This is a genomic window from Pseudomaricurvus sp. ABR4_320, from assembly GCF_056159445.1.
Map to the genome: position 1 here is coordinate 32,630 of NZ_JBSWVF010000027.1, position 14,678 is coordinate 47,307.

Genomic DNA, 14,678 nt, shown 5'->3' on the forward strand with positions numbered 1-14,678 from the left:
TTTTTGAGTCAGAAATCCCAAGACAGTACGCTCCAATACACGGTTGAAGACCTAGTTGCTCTTATGGAGATGTTGAGAAATCCCGATAATGGTTGCCCGTGGGATGTAAAACAGACTTATAAGTCGATTTTGCCATCAACGGTTGAAGAAGCGTACGAAGTTGCAGACGCGATCGAACAGGAAGATTTCCGTCAGCTTCGGGAAGAATTGGGTGATTTACTCTTTCAGGTCATTTTTTATAGCCAAATGGCGGCCGAAGATGGACACTTTTCGTTTCCTGAGGTGGTCTCTGGATTGGTTTCCAAATTAATTCGGCGTCACCCACATGTTTTTCCCGGGGGGACATTAGATAGTTTCGGTGATGCGCCTGTTGATTTGCCTCAATCGGGCGTTTTGTCTCAATGGGAGCAACTTAAAAAAGACGAGCGGGAAGCAAAGGGGTTTACCGGATTACTCGATGATATTCCTGCAAATATGCCTTCGATGACCCGCGCTGTTAAATTACAGAAGAGGGCGGGGACGGTCGGCTTTGATTGGCCTTCGATTGAAAATGTGCTGGCTAAAATTAAAGAGGAGCTGGAAGAGGTCGAAGACGCTCTGAAGGCGGGGGATACCGAAAACCTTCATGAAGAACTCGGCGATCTATTATTCGCCGTTGTTAATGCTTGTCGCCATACAAAAGCGGACCCAGAAACGGTATTGCGAGCCACTAACCGAAAATTTTCAAATCGCTTTGCCTACATTGAGTCGACACTTAAATCGGCAGGAAAAACTTTGGAGGAGGTGGACCTGGAAGCAATGGACCACCTTTGGGATGAGGCAAAAACGAAATTGAAGTGACAAATGGTTTACTGAATTTGGCAATAATAATTAGACTTAAGTCCAAGCGCTTTTTGCTAACTTGATACAAATCAATGAGTTACCCCAAAGATAAGCCAGGCTAGATAGGAACGGCCTTGTTTCACTTTTGGCCAACGTGTATTGTAGCTTCCTTTGCGGGTGGTCGCTTTCAGGGCATCCACAGGCCGCGCATCGAGCCTGACACTTAATGACGATACTTCTTATAACAGTCAGTTTCTCGAAAAGGATTTATCAGTTAGGAGAATAAACCCTCATGCGAATCATCTTATTGGGAGCGCCCGGCGCAGGTAAAGGCACTCAAGCTCAATTTATCACTGAGAAATACGGTATTCCGCAAATTTCTACAGGTGATATGTTGCGCGCAGCGGTGAAAGCTGAAACCCCTCTCGGTTTGAAAGCCAAGGATATCATGGCGTCAGGTGGCCTCGTTTCCGACGACTTGATCATTGCCTTGGTCAAAGACAGAATTGCTGAGCCCGATTGTGCAAATGGCTTCTTATTTGATGGCTTTCCTCGCACAATCCCCCAGGCGGAAGCTCTGACAGAGTCCGGAATTGCGCTGGATCACGTACTCGAGATCAATGTTGATGATGAAGAGATCGTTGGCAGAATGAGTGGCCGCAGAGTTCATCCGGATTCCGGGCGCACTTATCACATTAAATTTAATCCACCCAAAGAAGAGGGTAAGGATGATGTGACGGGCGAAGCGTTAATTCAACGGGAAGACGACAAAGAAGAGACTGTTCGTAAACGCTTAGCGGTTTATCACGATCAGACCAAGCCTTTGGTCGGTTATTATCAACAATTAGCGACAACGACTGGGAATGCGCCCAAGTATTCCAAGGTAGAAGGCGTTGGCAGCTTGGATGATATTAAGGCAAAGATCTTTGATGCGTTGAAGTGATCTTCCGGTCGCTACCTTCGTCTTTGACGTCTATATAGAAGCGGTATTTGTCTTCTTTCTATATATAAGAATGAAGACGCCGTACTAAGAGGCCCCTTTTGGGGCCTTTTTTATTGCCGTATGCATTTTGTCGCTGATCTCTGTTCGTTGACTTGGATTCCGTTTAAAGGCCATTGACGGTGTTGTCATCCTCGAACAGCGCTCAAGGAATCGAGTAAATCCCGAGCCTTTATTCGTTTAATCTGTGCCCTAAGACGCTCTTAGCTCCTATTCCATGATGCGCAATGAAAAGGGTTCTGTAAAAAATACTGGGTAATGACCGACGCTGAGATCGCCGCCAGGCGAGTGGCATCCCTTTTCTAAGGAGAAGCCAGATTCCGGTGAAAGAGGGTACGTAAAGGGCAAAAGCAAAAGATCCGCGATGGTTTAAAGGCCTTTATTGTGGATCTTACTTGGTTGGCCCTCTCATGATTTGCCAGAGGCGTTTCATTTTCCGTTCATTGCGATGTTGTGCTCCTGTGACCGTTATTCGCAGTGCCCTAAACGGCCGCCCTCGGCATGTTGGATTAACGAGACTGAAAAGCAGGGATCTCGCCCAGTACGTAAATAAACGTTTTTGATCAAACTTATCTTGTGTGCTCCCACGTCAACGGCAGATGGTGAAATAGCCGAAGTTGCCATAGATCTTGGGAACCTCTGATTAATGTCAGCGAGGCAGCCAGCGTAAGGCAAAAATGACCGAAAAGCGGTGGGACCGACCCTTCGGGTAACGCGGTGTAGATGAGCATTTTGAGATCATTTTTAACGCAGCGATGGCAGCGCAGGTAATTAATCAGAGGTTCCCTTGGTTAAGATTAGCCATTTACGTAATAGGACTGCTGTGATTCCGGCCTTGTCATCGATTCAGCTATCCAATGTTGTTTGTTGATGAGTTGGATAAAGATAAAGGAATGGAGTACTCGGTTATAGAGGTTGGGACTTGTCGTCATGATGATTTCCCATACAGTGTACTTTTAGATTCGATACTGAAAAATGATGGCATCAATCAATCTCTTGTAACCTGGTACTGCTTTTCGAGTTCGATGGAAAAGCCATTTGAGCAGCTCCTAGTCAATTTCCGAACGAAATTTTCTATTTTGGTTTAAACCTGGATTTCTCAGCTTTTTAACTCATAAACGTCGAGTTCCCCCCTGAGTTCAATTGACGGATTTATCCGGCAAAGAACAAAACATGAATTTTCTGATTTAAAACCTCAAACATTTTCTCCACGTAGAGTAGAATGCTGCCCCCCAATGGTGGCGGTATATGTTTGCCAGGAGATTCTGATGGATGTGAATACCGAAAAAGCTGCAGTGATTCTAATGAACTTGGGGACGCCGACAGAAGCTTCTGCGAGTGCTGTACGGAAATTCTTAAGGGAGTTTCTTGGAGATTCCCGTGTGGTTGAAGTCCCTCGTGTAATTTGGAAACCGCTATTGGAGGGAATTATTCTGCCGCTTCGTTGTGGAAGGGTTGCCAAGCTTTACCAGCAGATATGGACCGAAGAGGGGTCTCCGTTGCTGGCCATAACGAAGCGACAAACGCGTAGATTGCAGGAGTCTCTTAATCCCGAACGGATTAAAGTGACCTACGCGATGACTTACGGCGCTCCAAAATTAGAGGAGCGGGTGAAAGAGCTGACTCATGAGGGGATTAAGAAAATTCTTCTGCTGCCGCTGTATCCTCAATACTCAGCGACGACTACGGGGGCAATTTTCGACCAATACGCCAAATTGATTTTACGTCAAAGAGATATCACTGATATCCGTGTCGTAAAAAACTATTGCACTCGGAGCGATTACATCGAGGCTCTTGCGAAATCCATAAGTGAGTACTGGACATTGCATTCCAAACCTCAAAAGCTGCTCTTTTCATTTCACGGCATACCTAAGCGCTGCATTGATCGAGGTGATCCCTATCAAAATGAGTGTGTTACCACTGCAAATCTGGTGGCCGAAGCTCTGAATTTGAAAAATGACGACTGGGAAATCAGTTATCAGTCTCGCCTGGGAAAAGCTGAGTGGTTAAAACCCTATACGGATGTCGTCTTGTCTGAGTTTCCACAATTGGGGATACGAGATGTTCACGTCGTCTGCCCGGCCTTCGCGTCAGACTGTCTTGAAACGTTGGAAGAGATTGCCGTGGAGAATAAAAAGACCTTTTTGGACTCAGGAGGGGAGAGCTATGAGATGATTCCCTGCTTGAATGACCAGCCCGCTCATATCGAAATGATGAGAGGAATTGTGGCTGAACATTTTGGTTGGTCGACGGTTAATAAAAGCTCGTCGAAATGATTTTGAAGGAGACTTTTTTGAGTCATTTTCCTCTTAAAAAAAGCGCCCGTATCGTGTCGAATTTCCAAAATTGGATTGGTTGTCCACATGACGCAAAAAGCGTTGTTGAAACAGCCAAAAATTGAAAATGGTTCTTTTTTTGAAAAAAAATGGTCTGAAAACAAAAAAAACGCATTTTTTTTCAAAAAAAACCGAAAAAAATGATGTTAATGGGTGGAAAAATCATTTTTTTTAAATAATATTCTTGTAAATGCCATAAATAAAAAATTTCTATGGCAAAACCCGTTGTTGAATCGCAAAAAAAATTTTTGTCAGGAGATTAAAAATGGCAAGAGCCCCAAAAGCAAAGTCTAAAAAAGCTGCGGCTAAAACCCGTGGACCAGCAAAGAAAAAAGTCGCCTCAAAAGCGTCTCCCGCGGTTGCAAAAGCTCAGGCTGCTTTTGATCAACTGACCAAGCAATTGCAGACTGAGACTAAAAATCAGGCTGCTGCTCGTAAAAAGGCTGCTGCGGCAAAAGCCAAAGCAGCGAAAAGCAAGCGAGTCACGGATAAGCGTGCAGCTGAGTCTGCAACCAATGCCGTGGCCAAGCAGGTTGCCAAGGTCAGAACATTAAAAGACAAAGCGGTTGAAGCTAAATTGGCTTTAGCGAGCGCCAAGAGCATTGCTTCGGCAGAAGCTGCATCCCAGTCAGTCGACATGACGCTTGAAAAGCTGACTGCTTCTCTGGATCAAAAGTCCAAAGCTGATCTGGATAAGGCTATTAAAGCGTTTGAAGCCAAGTGGACCAAGCAGCGTACCAAGCAAGACACCAAGAAATTGGCTGCTGCTAAGAAAAAGCTGAAAGCTAAAGCCAAAGCAACCATTGCTAAAGTGAAGGCTAAAGTGAAAGCAGCGGAGAAAAAAGCCGCTGCCAAAGCCAAAGCGGCCAGCAAAGCTGCTGCAGTCAAGCAGAAAAATGCTGAGAAAAAGGCTAAAGCCAAAGCTAAATTGGCCGAAAAGAAAGCCGCTTTACGTCTGAAAATGGCGGAAAAGAAGGCCGCAGCTAAAGCGAAAGCCGCAGCTAAGAAAAAACCTGGCCGTCCAGGTCGTCCCCCTGCAACCAAGCGCAAGACCAAGGCGGCAGCGGCGACAAGCACTCCCAAGGTAGCAACCAAGCGTAAGGCTCGCAAAGCGCCAGCTAAACGTAAGGCTAAGGCAGCTCCAGCGGCCGCAGCGCCTACTGCACCGGAAACTCAGGGCGAATAATTTCCTTTTCGTCTTTTCGGTACTGAAAAACACCCCACAAGGTCACTTGTGGGGTGTTTTTTATTTCCATATAGGATTATTTAGGTCATCATTGCACCGGAAAACTGAAGATTTTCCAATCCTATGTCTCTTATTCTCTCTATAGATAGCTCCGGGAGCTATTGTTCTGTTGCGATCCATTCTCAAAACGCCGTTTTTGAACGCCGAGTGGAGTCGCCTCGTGAGCACAGCCAAAAAATCCTTCCTTTATTGGAATCCATACTCGGTGAAGGCAAACTTTCTCTTGCTGACATTGATGCGATAGCATTTAGTCGCGGTCCAGGGTCATTTACTGGCTTACGAATCTGCTTAGGTATGGTTCAGGGCTTGGCATATTCTTGTAATATTCCAGTCATTCCCGTATCGACACTAGCAGCAACAGCGATCAGTGCTGTCCGAGCGGCGAATCTCGCTGTGGGTTGTCGTGTGTTTGTCGCGATAGATGCCCGTATGAACGAGGTTTATTTTGCCACTTACGACGTTTTAGGTGTGGATTCCTTCGGTCCTGTGTTGCGGGAAATGGGGGAGGAGAGTTTGCTTTCTCCGTCAGCCGCAGCGGCATACGTTGAAAAAAACCTCAGTGGTGAAACTGTCTTGATAGGATCCGGTCTGAGTTATCCGGAGTTGGCTTCTATGGAGGTCAGTGTCTTACCAGATATTCAGGTGGCGGCTGTAGACTTGTTGCCTTTAGCTGCTCGTGAGTATGCTTCCGGTTATTCGATTCCCATTGCACAAGCCGAGCTCACCTATCTCCGTAATCAGGTGGCGCAACCCAGCGTCAAAACTGATCTTCCCAGGGTGTGAGCGGTAAATTAATAGCCTTTGTAAGTAGTGTCATGCCCATTGCCCTTGTCTTGGTTGGACGTCAATCGGCATATTCAATTTCGCATTAATCTGTCTGAGAGTTATTTCTATGGATTTTATTCAGCTGGTGGTTTTAGCTGTCATTCAAGGCCTCACCGAGTTTCTTCCCATTTCAAGCTCAGGTCATCTGATCTTACCCAGTGAGGTTCTTGGTTGGCCTGATCAAGGTTTAGCCTTTGATGTTGCTGTGCATGTTGGGTCGTTGATTGCTGTTCTTGCTTATTTTCGGCGTGATGTCTGGGCGCTGCTGACTGCCTGGTTTGGCAGTTTAAAGGGCTCGCATACAGACGACAGTAAACTTGCTTGGTTCGTCATTCTGGGGACGATTCCTGCAGGTCTAGCCGGGTTAATGTTTAATGATTTTATCGAGGCAAATTTACGATCTATCGCGGTGATTGCGACTACGACCATCGTTTTCGGCCTGGTATTGGGGTGGGCTGATAAAACGGGCAGTCGGAAATTTTCTCTGAAAGATCTCAACATCAAAAACGTTTTGATCATAGGTTGCGCTCAGGCGCTGGCTCTAATACCTGGAACATCTCGCTCTGGAATAACGATTACGGCGGCGCTGGCGTTGGGTTTGGATCGTAAATCTTCTGCGCGCTTTTCCTTTTTCCTCTCGATCCCTCTGATTGTTTTAAGTGGTGGCTTTAAAGCTCTGGAGTTGATGGAGGGGCACGCCATTAATTGGGGAGATATTTTCCTTGGAGTGCTGCTCTCGGCGCTCAGTGCTGCCGCGTGTATTCATCTATTTATGTCCTGGATTGATCGAATTGGCATGATGCCATTTGTCATTTATCGTCTGGTGCTCGGTCTGTTGTTGTTTACGTTGATTCTATTCTAGCGCGGGGGCTGGGGTGCGATATCAGCTCTTTTCTATACTCAGTGTAGAGCGACTCGCCTCACTGTGTATTGTAGTAGTGTTGTTTGGCAGAGTAACCGATTCAAATAAAAGGTAATATTTGTGGAAAAACAAGTGTTTAGCGACGAGCTGTTGGCGTTTTTAAACGGCTCTCCAACGCCGTTTCATGCGGTTATGTCCCTCAAGAACTTATTTGAAGACGCCGGTTTTAGTGAATTAAGGGAAGGAGAAGCTTGGTCGGTAATTGATGGCGGTAAGTATTATCTGACCAGAAATGACTCATCGATTATCGCTTTTATAAAAGGTCAGGAAAACTTAGCCGACACGGGTTGGCATATGGTTGGGGCGCATACAGACAGTCCGTGCCTCAGAGTAAAGCCCAACCCAACTGTTGAAAAGAAAGGGTACTTTCAGGTCGGCGTTGAAGTTTATGGTGGCGCACTTCTCAACCCCTGGTTTGATCGGGATCTATCGTTAGCAGGGCGAGTCAGTTATTTGGATGATTCCGGCAGTGTTCGCAGTGTCATAATCAATCTCAAAGAGCCCATAGCAATCATCCCCAGTTTGGCTATTCATTTGGACCGCGAGGCTAATCAAGGTCGTAGTGTAAATCCGCAAACGGATATTTTGCCGATCCTATCTTGTACCGATGAAGATACTGCTGCTGACTTTGATACCTTCTTGTTGGCGATATTGTGTGAACAGGGCGTTAACAGCGCAAAGAAAATACTGAGCCACGAGTTATCTTTCTATGATGTTCAGCCACCTGCGTACGTCGGGGCGCGTAAGGAATTTTTAGCGAGTGCGAGGCTCGATAATCTACTGAGCTGTTATATCGGCGCGCAATCGCTGATTCATTCTTCTGGTGGTGGAAATAAATTGCTTGTGTGCAATGATCATGAAGAAGTTGGAAGTCGGTCAGCCTGTGGCGCACAGGGACCAATGCTGGCAGATTTTTTAGAGCGACTACAACCAGAATCAGAGTCTCGATTGAGGGCTATCAGTCGTTCCATGATGGTCTCAGCGGACAATGCCCATGGTGTTCATCCAAACTATATTTCCAAGCATGATGGCAACCATGGGCCCATTTTGAACAAAGGTCCGGTCATAAAAGTGAATGCCAATCAGAGTTACGCCACGAACAGTGAGACTGCTGCTTGGTTCAAACATTGTTGTGATGCGGTTGAAGTGCCGGTGCAGACCTTTGTGACGCGCACGGATATGGGGTGTGGAAGTACCATTGGTCCGATTACTGCCGCTCAGGTTGGAGTAAATACCATCGATATTGGGGTGCCAACGTTTGCAATGCATTCTGTTCGTGAGTTGGCGGGAGACAAAGATGCCTTTCACCTGTTTCAGGTATTGAAGCAATTTTATTTGGCACAACTTCCCTGAATAACGTCTGGCCGGTAGGGTGAGAGACTGCCGGCCCGTCTAAAATCTTGTGCAGCCGCCGCGTGAATATCTCTTCGGGCGTTGCTTCTTGTGACGTCAACTTATCTTTACTTTCTTTGCTGTTTGCCTCCCTTTACTGCTAAAATTGCCATGCCACCGACAATAGACTGCCAAATATCGCAGAAATAAAAGTGTGGTAAACATTCAATTTGACCAACCTCTCGAACGCGCAGATCAACGTATTTCTTGCGGAAATTGTGCCGGAGACGCATAGGTATTCGCCGAAATTCTGTGTTGTTCCGGTGTGTTGCAAAGAAAAAGGAATCGCCTGATGCGTGAGATATCATTAAAAGCAAGCTCAAAATCGAATTCATCAAACTCGTCGTTACTTGGTCGTGAAGCAACGGAACGTATGGCGTCTCGTCCAGTGTTTAAGATGGCGGTCCTGCCGCTAGCGTTGATGTCAATTATTCATTCTGACGCACTTTTTGCGCAAAACACCGATGATGAATACGCCACGATTGAAGAGGTGGTCACGTTAGGGACACGGACGAAAAGCCGCACCGCGGAAGAAGTCCCGGTACCCGTCGATGTTCTCTCAGCCGACGCACTGGCTCAGACTGGACAAACGGAAGTGGGGCGTATGCTTCAGCAAACGGCGCCGTCGTTTAACTTTTCAAGCTCCTCTGTGAGTGATGGCACCGATGCGCTTCGGCCTGCCACTTTACGTGGATTGGGGCCTGATCAAACTCTGGTGTTAATAAATGGTAAGCGCCGGCACCAAGCTGCGTTGATTCATATTAATACCTCGGTTGGGCGGGGTACTGCAGGTACTGATATGAACGCAATTCCTGCATCTGCAATCGAGCGAATTGAAGTGTTGCGTGACGGTGCAGCGGCGCAGTACGGCTCTGATGCGATTGCGGGAGTTATTAATATTGTTTTGAAAGAAGACCCGGAAATGGGAACCGCCTCGGCGTCTTATGGCGAGACCAGTGAGGGGGATGGAGAGACAACCAACCTTGATTTGAACAAGGGGTTCAGTTTTGGCGATACCGGATTTTTGAATGTAACTCTGAATTATCGTGATCGAGGACGAACCAATCGAGCGGATCCTCAGGGATTGTGTTTGTATGGAGGTTGTGTTGATACCGACGGAAATGGTTATCTGGAGCCCGCTGCAGGTTTTGAGTCTGCAGAGGTCAGTGGGCAGGGGCGCGATGGATTTAGGATCGGCGATGCCGACTCGGAACAAGTTGCTTTCGTCGCTAATGCGGGGGTTGAGGTTGGTGTCGGTGAGGTCTATGGTTTTCTGACTTATTCCGAACGGGATAATAAGTCTGGTGCGTTTTACCGCAATCCGACCGGAACCAACGGTGTTGACGAGGCTCTTTTGAGTGATGGTTTGAATCCGAAGGATGTTGACGGCTTTGTACCCATCATTCAATCCGATATCGAAGACATCTCTTTCGACCTGGGATACCGTATGGACTTATCCTGGGATGCGACGATCGATGTTTCCTATACCTATGGTAAAAACGAAATCGACTATACGACTGAGAACAGCGCCAACTATTCCTATGCTAACTTTTTGCAGTTTGGTCAAGGGCTCAGTGATGCTGAGATTCGCTCGTCGATTCCCGGTTCAGCCTATGCCTATGGTTTAGAGCTAGAACTGAGTACGTTTGATGTTGACTACACTCAGCAGCTGGGAGACTTATCGCTGGCTGCGGGCATGCAATTACGTACAGATTCCTACAAAGTAAAACCGGGAGATGAATATTCCTGGTTTGATTATGATACCGATCCTTTAACTGGCGCCTCGCTGTACACACAGGATGCTGGCGGAAGTATTCAGGGATTTAACGGTATATCTCCAGAATCTGCGGTCGATGAGGAGCGTGATGTCTTTTCTCTTTATCTGGATGGCGAATATCAATTAACGGACTCCTGGTTGATCAATGCCGCGGCTCGTTATGATGATTACGACGGATTTGGAGATACCACGAATTTCAAGTTGGCAACTTCTTATGCGATTACCGATAACTTTCGGGTTCGCGGCGCGATCAGTACCGGATTCCGTGCGCCATCAATGCAGCAGCTCTACTTCAACAATATCAGCACGCAAATCCGCTCAGATGGTGCTGTCACCGTGGGAACTTTCCGAAATGACAGTGAGGTGGTACAAGCCATTGGTGTTCCCGAGTTGTCAGAGGAAAAATCAGACAATTACAGTATTGGTTTTATCTGGGGGATTACGGATCAGTGGACACTAACGGTCGACGCTTATGCGATAGACATCGATGATCGCATTGCGATCAGTAATCAACTTGATGCTGACGATGATCCGATCGATCCCGTAACCGGTCCTCTGGCAACGGCTTTGGATGATGCCGGTGCCGGTGCCGCGCAGTTCTTTTTGAATGGCGCCAATACAGAAACCCGAGGTGTTGATATCGTATCAACGTATTCGGGTATTGAACTCGGTCAAGGGTATTTGGATCTGACCTTTGCTGCGAACTTCACCGATACAGATGTTACGGATATTTTTGTACCAACTGGCGGTGCTCTTGCTGGAGTGGATCCTGATGTTGTTTTTAGTGAGCAGGATATTTCTATTATTGAAGAATGGCAGCCGAAAGATCGGATCAGTATCTCAGGAAATTGGTCCCTCGACCGACTGACGGTTAATTTGGCTCTAAATCGCTATGGCGAATACACGGTTCTGGACGACACGCGGCAGACCTATGGTGCAGAAATTCTCACTGATATTCGCGTCAGCTACGAGTTTCTGGAGGGGGTGAATGTCTTTCTGGTCGGCAACAACATCTTTGATGTAACACCAGATGAGGCAACCAACACCAGTTCTCGTGGCGGGCTGTTCGAATCCACTGCAGGAGCGGAAGACATGGCCAGTGATACAGTGTTCAAATATTCCCGCCGCTCGGCTCCTTTCGGTTTTAATGGGGCCTATTTCGCAGCAGGTGTCACCTACACATTTTAAGCTGCTAGGTACGCCAAAAGAAAAGCCTTGCAGTTTTGCTGCAGGGCTTTTCCTGATCTTGAATTTAGGAATCCCGTTGGCGGTTTTATCCAGTGGCTGCGGGCATCTGCGGGACGTCTCCAGTTAAGGAGAACTCAATCACAGTATATCACCCCCTGTCTTTTTAAAATTCCTCTGTCAGTGGCGTTGTATTCGACGTCAAAATTGCTATTTCAGAGTGTTCAGACATGCCAAACGTTGACCGTAAAACACTTTTACAGTTTTCGCCCTTTGATACTATGAAGGCAGACTTTCTTGACAAAGTCTGCGAGCACGCAGAGGTTCGTGATGTAGCCCAAGGTACGCTGCTGTTCCGTCGTGGCAAGCCGTCACCAACTCGATTTTATCTTCTCGATGGCAAGGTAGAGCTGACCAGTGCCGGTTTCAAAAAAGAATCTGTAGAAGCGGCGACGCCGCGAGCCCGCTTGACGCTGGACGACAGTTCGCCCACACGTACATCGGCGATGGCGACATCGGCAGTCAAAGTTCTCTGTGTGGAGGCGGATTTTCTGGATTTGGCGTTGGCGTGGAACGAATCCGCGAAGTCAGAAGCGACAAGTTTGCAGCCTGCGCCAGCGGACTGGAGCGTAGATGCTGGTGGAATCGAAATCGAAGAGGTTGCCACTGATTGGATGTCAGCGTTGCTTGCATCACCGTTATTGCAAAAAATACCGTCAGCAAACCTACAATCGCTCTTCGCCCGATTTGATGCCGTTGACGTAGCCGCAGGCGAAACCGTCATCAAAGAAGGGGGAACGGGTGACTACTTCTATTTGATAGACCGTGGTCGAGTTGCCGTAACTAACGTCGCAGGTGGAATCAATGCGACCCTCGAAGCGGGGCACTTCTTTGGTGAAGAGGCCTTAGTAACCGATGCGCCTCGCAATGCCACCGTAACCATGTTGAGCGACGGCCGCTTAATGCGTCTTTCAAAAAAGGATTTCTGCGAACTGCTTCACGCGCCTGCGCAAAAATATGCCGGTGATAGTGAGTTGAGTGGGAATAATCGCAATGTTGTATTTGTCGATGTCCGTATGCCCTTGGAATACAAAGTTCAGCATTTGCCTGGCAGTCGTAATTTTCCCTTGGCGAGTCTCAGGGATCGATTGACGGACTTGGATCCTGCTGTGAAATACGTCATAACGGCATCTGCAGGGCGAAGAAGTAAGCTAGCCGCCTATTTAATGACGCAGCGGGGCTTTGATGCTTATTTAATGCCTGGTACTGATTGAAGCAAATCCTGGATCGGGTTTTACTGGAAATTGATGTCGTCAAATGATGTTACACCGATACTGTAAAAACACAGTGCATGAGTTGGGTGTTCTTGGCGAGGTCTTAACGTGAGTTTAGAAGAGTCTCGGTTTGCCGAGATGTCTCCTTGCCAATAGCAAAGTACGAATCGATTGTGAAAATTTTACTTTTATCCGCTTATCATGCATCCAGTCACAAATATTGGTGTGACGGTTTGATGCAGCATTTATTTGAGCATCAATGGACGTTGCTAACGTTACCCGCGCGACACTTTAGTTGGCGGATTCGTGGCAATGCCATGAGTTGGGCGATGGATTATCAAGATATCCTGGAGCGTGACTATGATTTGCTCGTGGCCACCTCAATGGTTGATCTTGCCACATTGCGAGGACTGGTTCCAAAGCTGGCTAGTATTCCCAATCTCGTGTATTTCCACGAAAACCAGTTTTCCTATCCTGTGCGAGATCAAGCGGTAAAGTCACTCGAGCCACAGATGGTCAATCTTTATTCTGCGATGGCAGCAGATGGCTTATTATTTAATTCAAACCACAATCGAGAGACGTTTTTGGAAGGTTGCGAGACGCTTTTATCAAAAATGCCCGATTGTGTTTCGGAAAAATTGCCATCTCAGTTGCGGGAGAAGTCATGTCTTCTTCCCGTTCCGTTATACGAAGAGATTTTCGCACAAGGGCATGCGCCCATCCGGCTTCCGGACAGCAGTTCAGCTGGCTATACCCTGGTTTGGAATCATCGGCGTGAATACGATAAAGGGCCAGACCGATTGCTGGAATTCGTAAGGCTTTTGGTGGACCGCAGAGAGAATTTTTATCTGGTTATATTGGGGCCGGAGTTTCGCCAGAGCCCGGCGGAATTTGCCGAAATCGAAGCCCTTGCTGGCTCGCGTCTGCTGTTTTCGGGATATGCCTCGTCTCGCTATGAGTATATTCAGTATTTGCGACAAGCCGACTTTGTTTTGTCGACTGCGATGCATGAGTTTCAGGGCTTGTCCGTCGCCGAAGCGGTTGCATGCGGGTGTGTTCCATTACTGCCACGTCGACTGGCTTATCCAGAAGTGTTTCCAGATGAGTATCTCTACAAAGGATCGATCAATCTGGAGGTAGAGGCCCGTAACATGTACCGCCTGTTGCGGCGTTTACGAGTATCCAATGCAGAAGCACCGGATATCTCACGAAGCTCTTGGCGATACCTTGCGGATCGCTATCGTAATCTTATCAAGGATATTGGTTCGGGAGTTTTCGTTGGCTCTCATCACGACATTCCTTCAGATTCATCAGTTTCGCTGATTCAATCGGGGAGGTCCTGAGGCTTTCGCATCAGTGTTGGTGACATTTCTATGGGGCAAACGGGTGCAATTTTCTTAAACGATTTTGCATAGTGTTTCTGCACGCGATCGAAGCTCACCAACGACATCCCGGCTGAAAATCCAAACCACACGTACAAGCCAGATAAATCTCGGAAAATTTCAGGTAAATACCGCGGTGGCTCGATAAAGCCTTCTAGGTACGCCTCGTAGAGTGCAGGGATGTCTTCTAGGGTCACTTTGCCGACGAACATCATAAGAGTCAATTCGGGCAGCCCCGCGTTGATTGCGGAACGAATAAAGTTCACGTTTTCAACGTAACCCTTGACGTAAGAAAGGTCTTTGGTAAAAAACGAGCCACCTTTTACATTTCCTCCTCGAAAGACTCTTTGAGCCGTCGTGTAGGCGTCGTTTGGCGGCAGCCCTCGGGAGGTTAAGTGCTCATAGGTTTCAATAAAATCTGCGCCTTGCTCTGCGACATGGATAGCGCTGACTCGGTCTGCAACTCGCCGAGCGCGAAATGGAAAACTGCTGAATGTCAGTGTTTCCATGAGTAGTG

Annotated in this window: 12 protein-coding genes; 10 read left to right on the forward strand and 2 right to left on the reverse strand. The window is 47.3% G+C overall.

Annotated features, from left to right (window positions below):
• Nucleotides 1-3 precede the first annotated feature (3 nt).
• A complete protein-coding gene (gene mazG / locus ACXAFR_RS25770) occupies nt 4-840 on the forward strand; it encodes a nucleoside triphosphate pyrophosphohydrolase (protein WP_475182666.1) in 837 nt (278 codons plus the stop codon).
• A gap of 274 nt (nt 841-1,114) precedes the next feature.
• A complete protein-coding gene (gene adk / locus ACXAFR_RS25775) occupies nt 1,115-1,765 on the forward strand; it encodes an adenylate kinase (protein ID WP_475182667.1) in 651 nt (216 codons plus the stop codon).
• Between the two features lie 854 nt (nt 1,766-2,619).
• Here the strand turns inward: adk and ACXAFR_RS25780 are convergent.
• Nucleotides 2,620-2,754, reverse strand: coding sequence for a hypothetical protein (locus ACXAFR_RS25780; RefSeq protein WP_475182670.1), 135 nt, complete (start codon nt 2,752-2,754; stop codon nt 2,620-2,622).
• Nucleotides 2,755-3,090: 336 nt separating this feature from the next.
• Between ACXAFR_RS25780 and hemH the strand changes: the two genes are divergently transcribed.
• The 8 genes from hemH to ACXAFR_RS25820 all read left to right on the forward strand — a co-directional run bounded on the left by hemH (nt 3,091) and on the right by ACXAFR_RS25820 (nt 14,122).
• Entirely contained in the window at nt 3,091-4,098 is a 1,008-nt protein-coding gene (hemH, locus tag ACXAFR_RS25785) for a ferrochelatase (RefSeq protein WP_475182672.1), read from the forward strand.
• 460 nt (nt 4,099-4,558) lie between these two features.
• A complete protein-coding gene (locus tag ACXAFR_RS25790) occupies nt 4,559-5,344 on the forward strand; it encodes a hypothetical protein (protein ID WP_475182674.1) in 786 nt (261 codons plus the stop codon).
• Between the two features lie 123 nt (nt 5,345-5,467).
• Nucleotides 5,468-6,187, forward strand: a complete 720-nt coding sequence (gene tsaB, locus ACXAFR_RS25795; RefSeq protein ID WP_475182677.1) for a tRNA (adenosine(37)-N6)-threonylcarbamoyltransferase complex dimerization subunit type 1 TsaB — start codon at nt 5,468-5,470, stop codon at nt 6,185-6,187.
• Nucleotides 6,188-6,296: 109 nt separating this feature from the next.
• Nucleotides 6,297-7,091 carry an undecaprenyl-diphosphate phosphatase gene (locus ACXAFR_RS25800; RefSeq protein WP_475182680.1) on the forward strand — a complete coding sequence of 265 codons (795 nt, stop codon included), beginning with the start codon at nt 6,297-6,299 and terminating at the stop codon, nt 7,089-7,091.
• A 120-nt stretch (nt 7,092-7,211) separates the two neighbouring features.
• Nucleotides 7,212-8,504: a M18 family aminopeptidase gene (locus tag ACXAFR_RS25805; RefSeq protein ID WP_475182683.1), complete on the forward strand. Its 1,293-nt coding sequence runs from the start codon at nt 7,212-7,214 to the stop codon at nt 8,502-8,504.
• A 331-nt stretch (nt 8,505-8,835) separates the two neighbouring features.
• On the forward strand, nt 8,836-11,508 hold the full coding sequence (locus ACXAFR_RS25810; protein ID WP_475182685.1) for a TonB-dependent receptor plug domain-containing protein: 2,673 nt from the start codon (nt 8,836-8,838) through the stop codon (nt 11,506-11,508).
• Nucleotides 11,509-11,735: 227 nt separating this feature from the next.
• On the forward strand, nt 11,736-12,779 hold the full coding sequence (locus ACXAFR_RS25815) for a cyclic nucleotide-binding domain-containing protein (RefSeq protein WP_475182687.1): 1,044 nt from the start codon (nt 11,736-11,738) through the stop codon (nt 12,777-12,779).
• Between the two features lie 173 nt (nt 12,780-12,952).
• Nucleotides 12,953-14,122: a tRNA-queuosine alpha-mannosyltransferase domain-containing protein gene (locus ACXAFR_RS25820; RefSeq protein ID WP_475182690.1), complete on the forward strand. Its 1,170-nt coding sequence runs from the start codon at nt 12,953-12,955 to the stop codon at nt 14,120-14,122.
• Here ACXAFR_RS25820 and ACXAFR_RS25825 read toward each other — a convergent pair.
• On the reverse strand, nt 14,104-14,678 hold a 575-nt coding region (locus ACXAFR_RS25825; protein WP_475182692.1), incomplete at its 5' end, for a tyrosine/phenylalanine carboxypeptidase domain-containing protein. The two genes, ACXAFR_RS25820 and ACXAFR_RS25825, sit on opposite strands and share 19 nt — an antisense overlap.

Coding starts and splice junctions, on each gene's coding strand:
- ACXAFR_RS25800 (WP_475182680.1), top strand. CDS start 6,297: ATGGATTTTATTCAGCTGGTGGTTTTAGCTGTCATTCAAGGCCTCACC.
- ACXAFR_RS25810 (WP_475182685.1), top strand. CDS start 8,836: ATGCGTGAGATATCATTAAAAGCAAGCTCAAAATCGAATTCATCAAAC.
- hemH (WP_475182672.1), top strand. CDS start 3,091: ATGGATGTGAATACCGAAAAAGCTGCAGTGATTCTAATGAACTTGGGG.
- adk (WP_475182667.1), top strand. CDS start 1,115: ATGCGAATCATCTTATTGGGAGCGCCCGGCGCAGGTAAAGGCACTCAA.
- ACXAFR_RS25815 (WP_475182687.1), top strand. CDS start 11,736: ATGCCAAACGTTGACCGTAAAACACTTTTACAGTTTTCGCCCTTTGAT.
- ACXAFR_RS25780 (WP_475182670.1), bottom strand. CDS start 2,754: ATGACGACAAGTCCCAACCTCTATAACCGAGTACTCCATTCCTTTATC.
- tsaB (WP_475182677.1), top strand. CDS start 5,468: ATGTCTCTTATTCTCTCTATAGATAGCTCCGGGAGCTATTGTTCTGTT.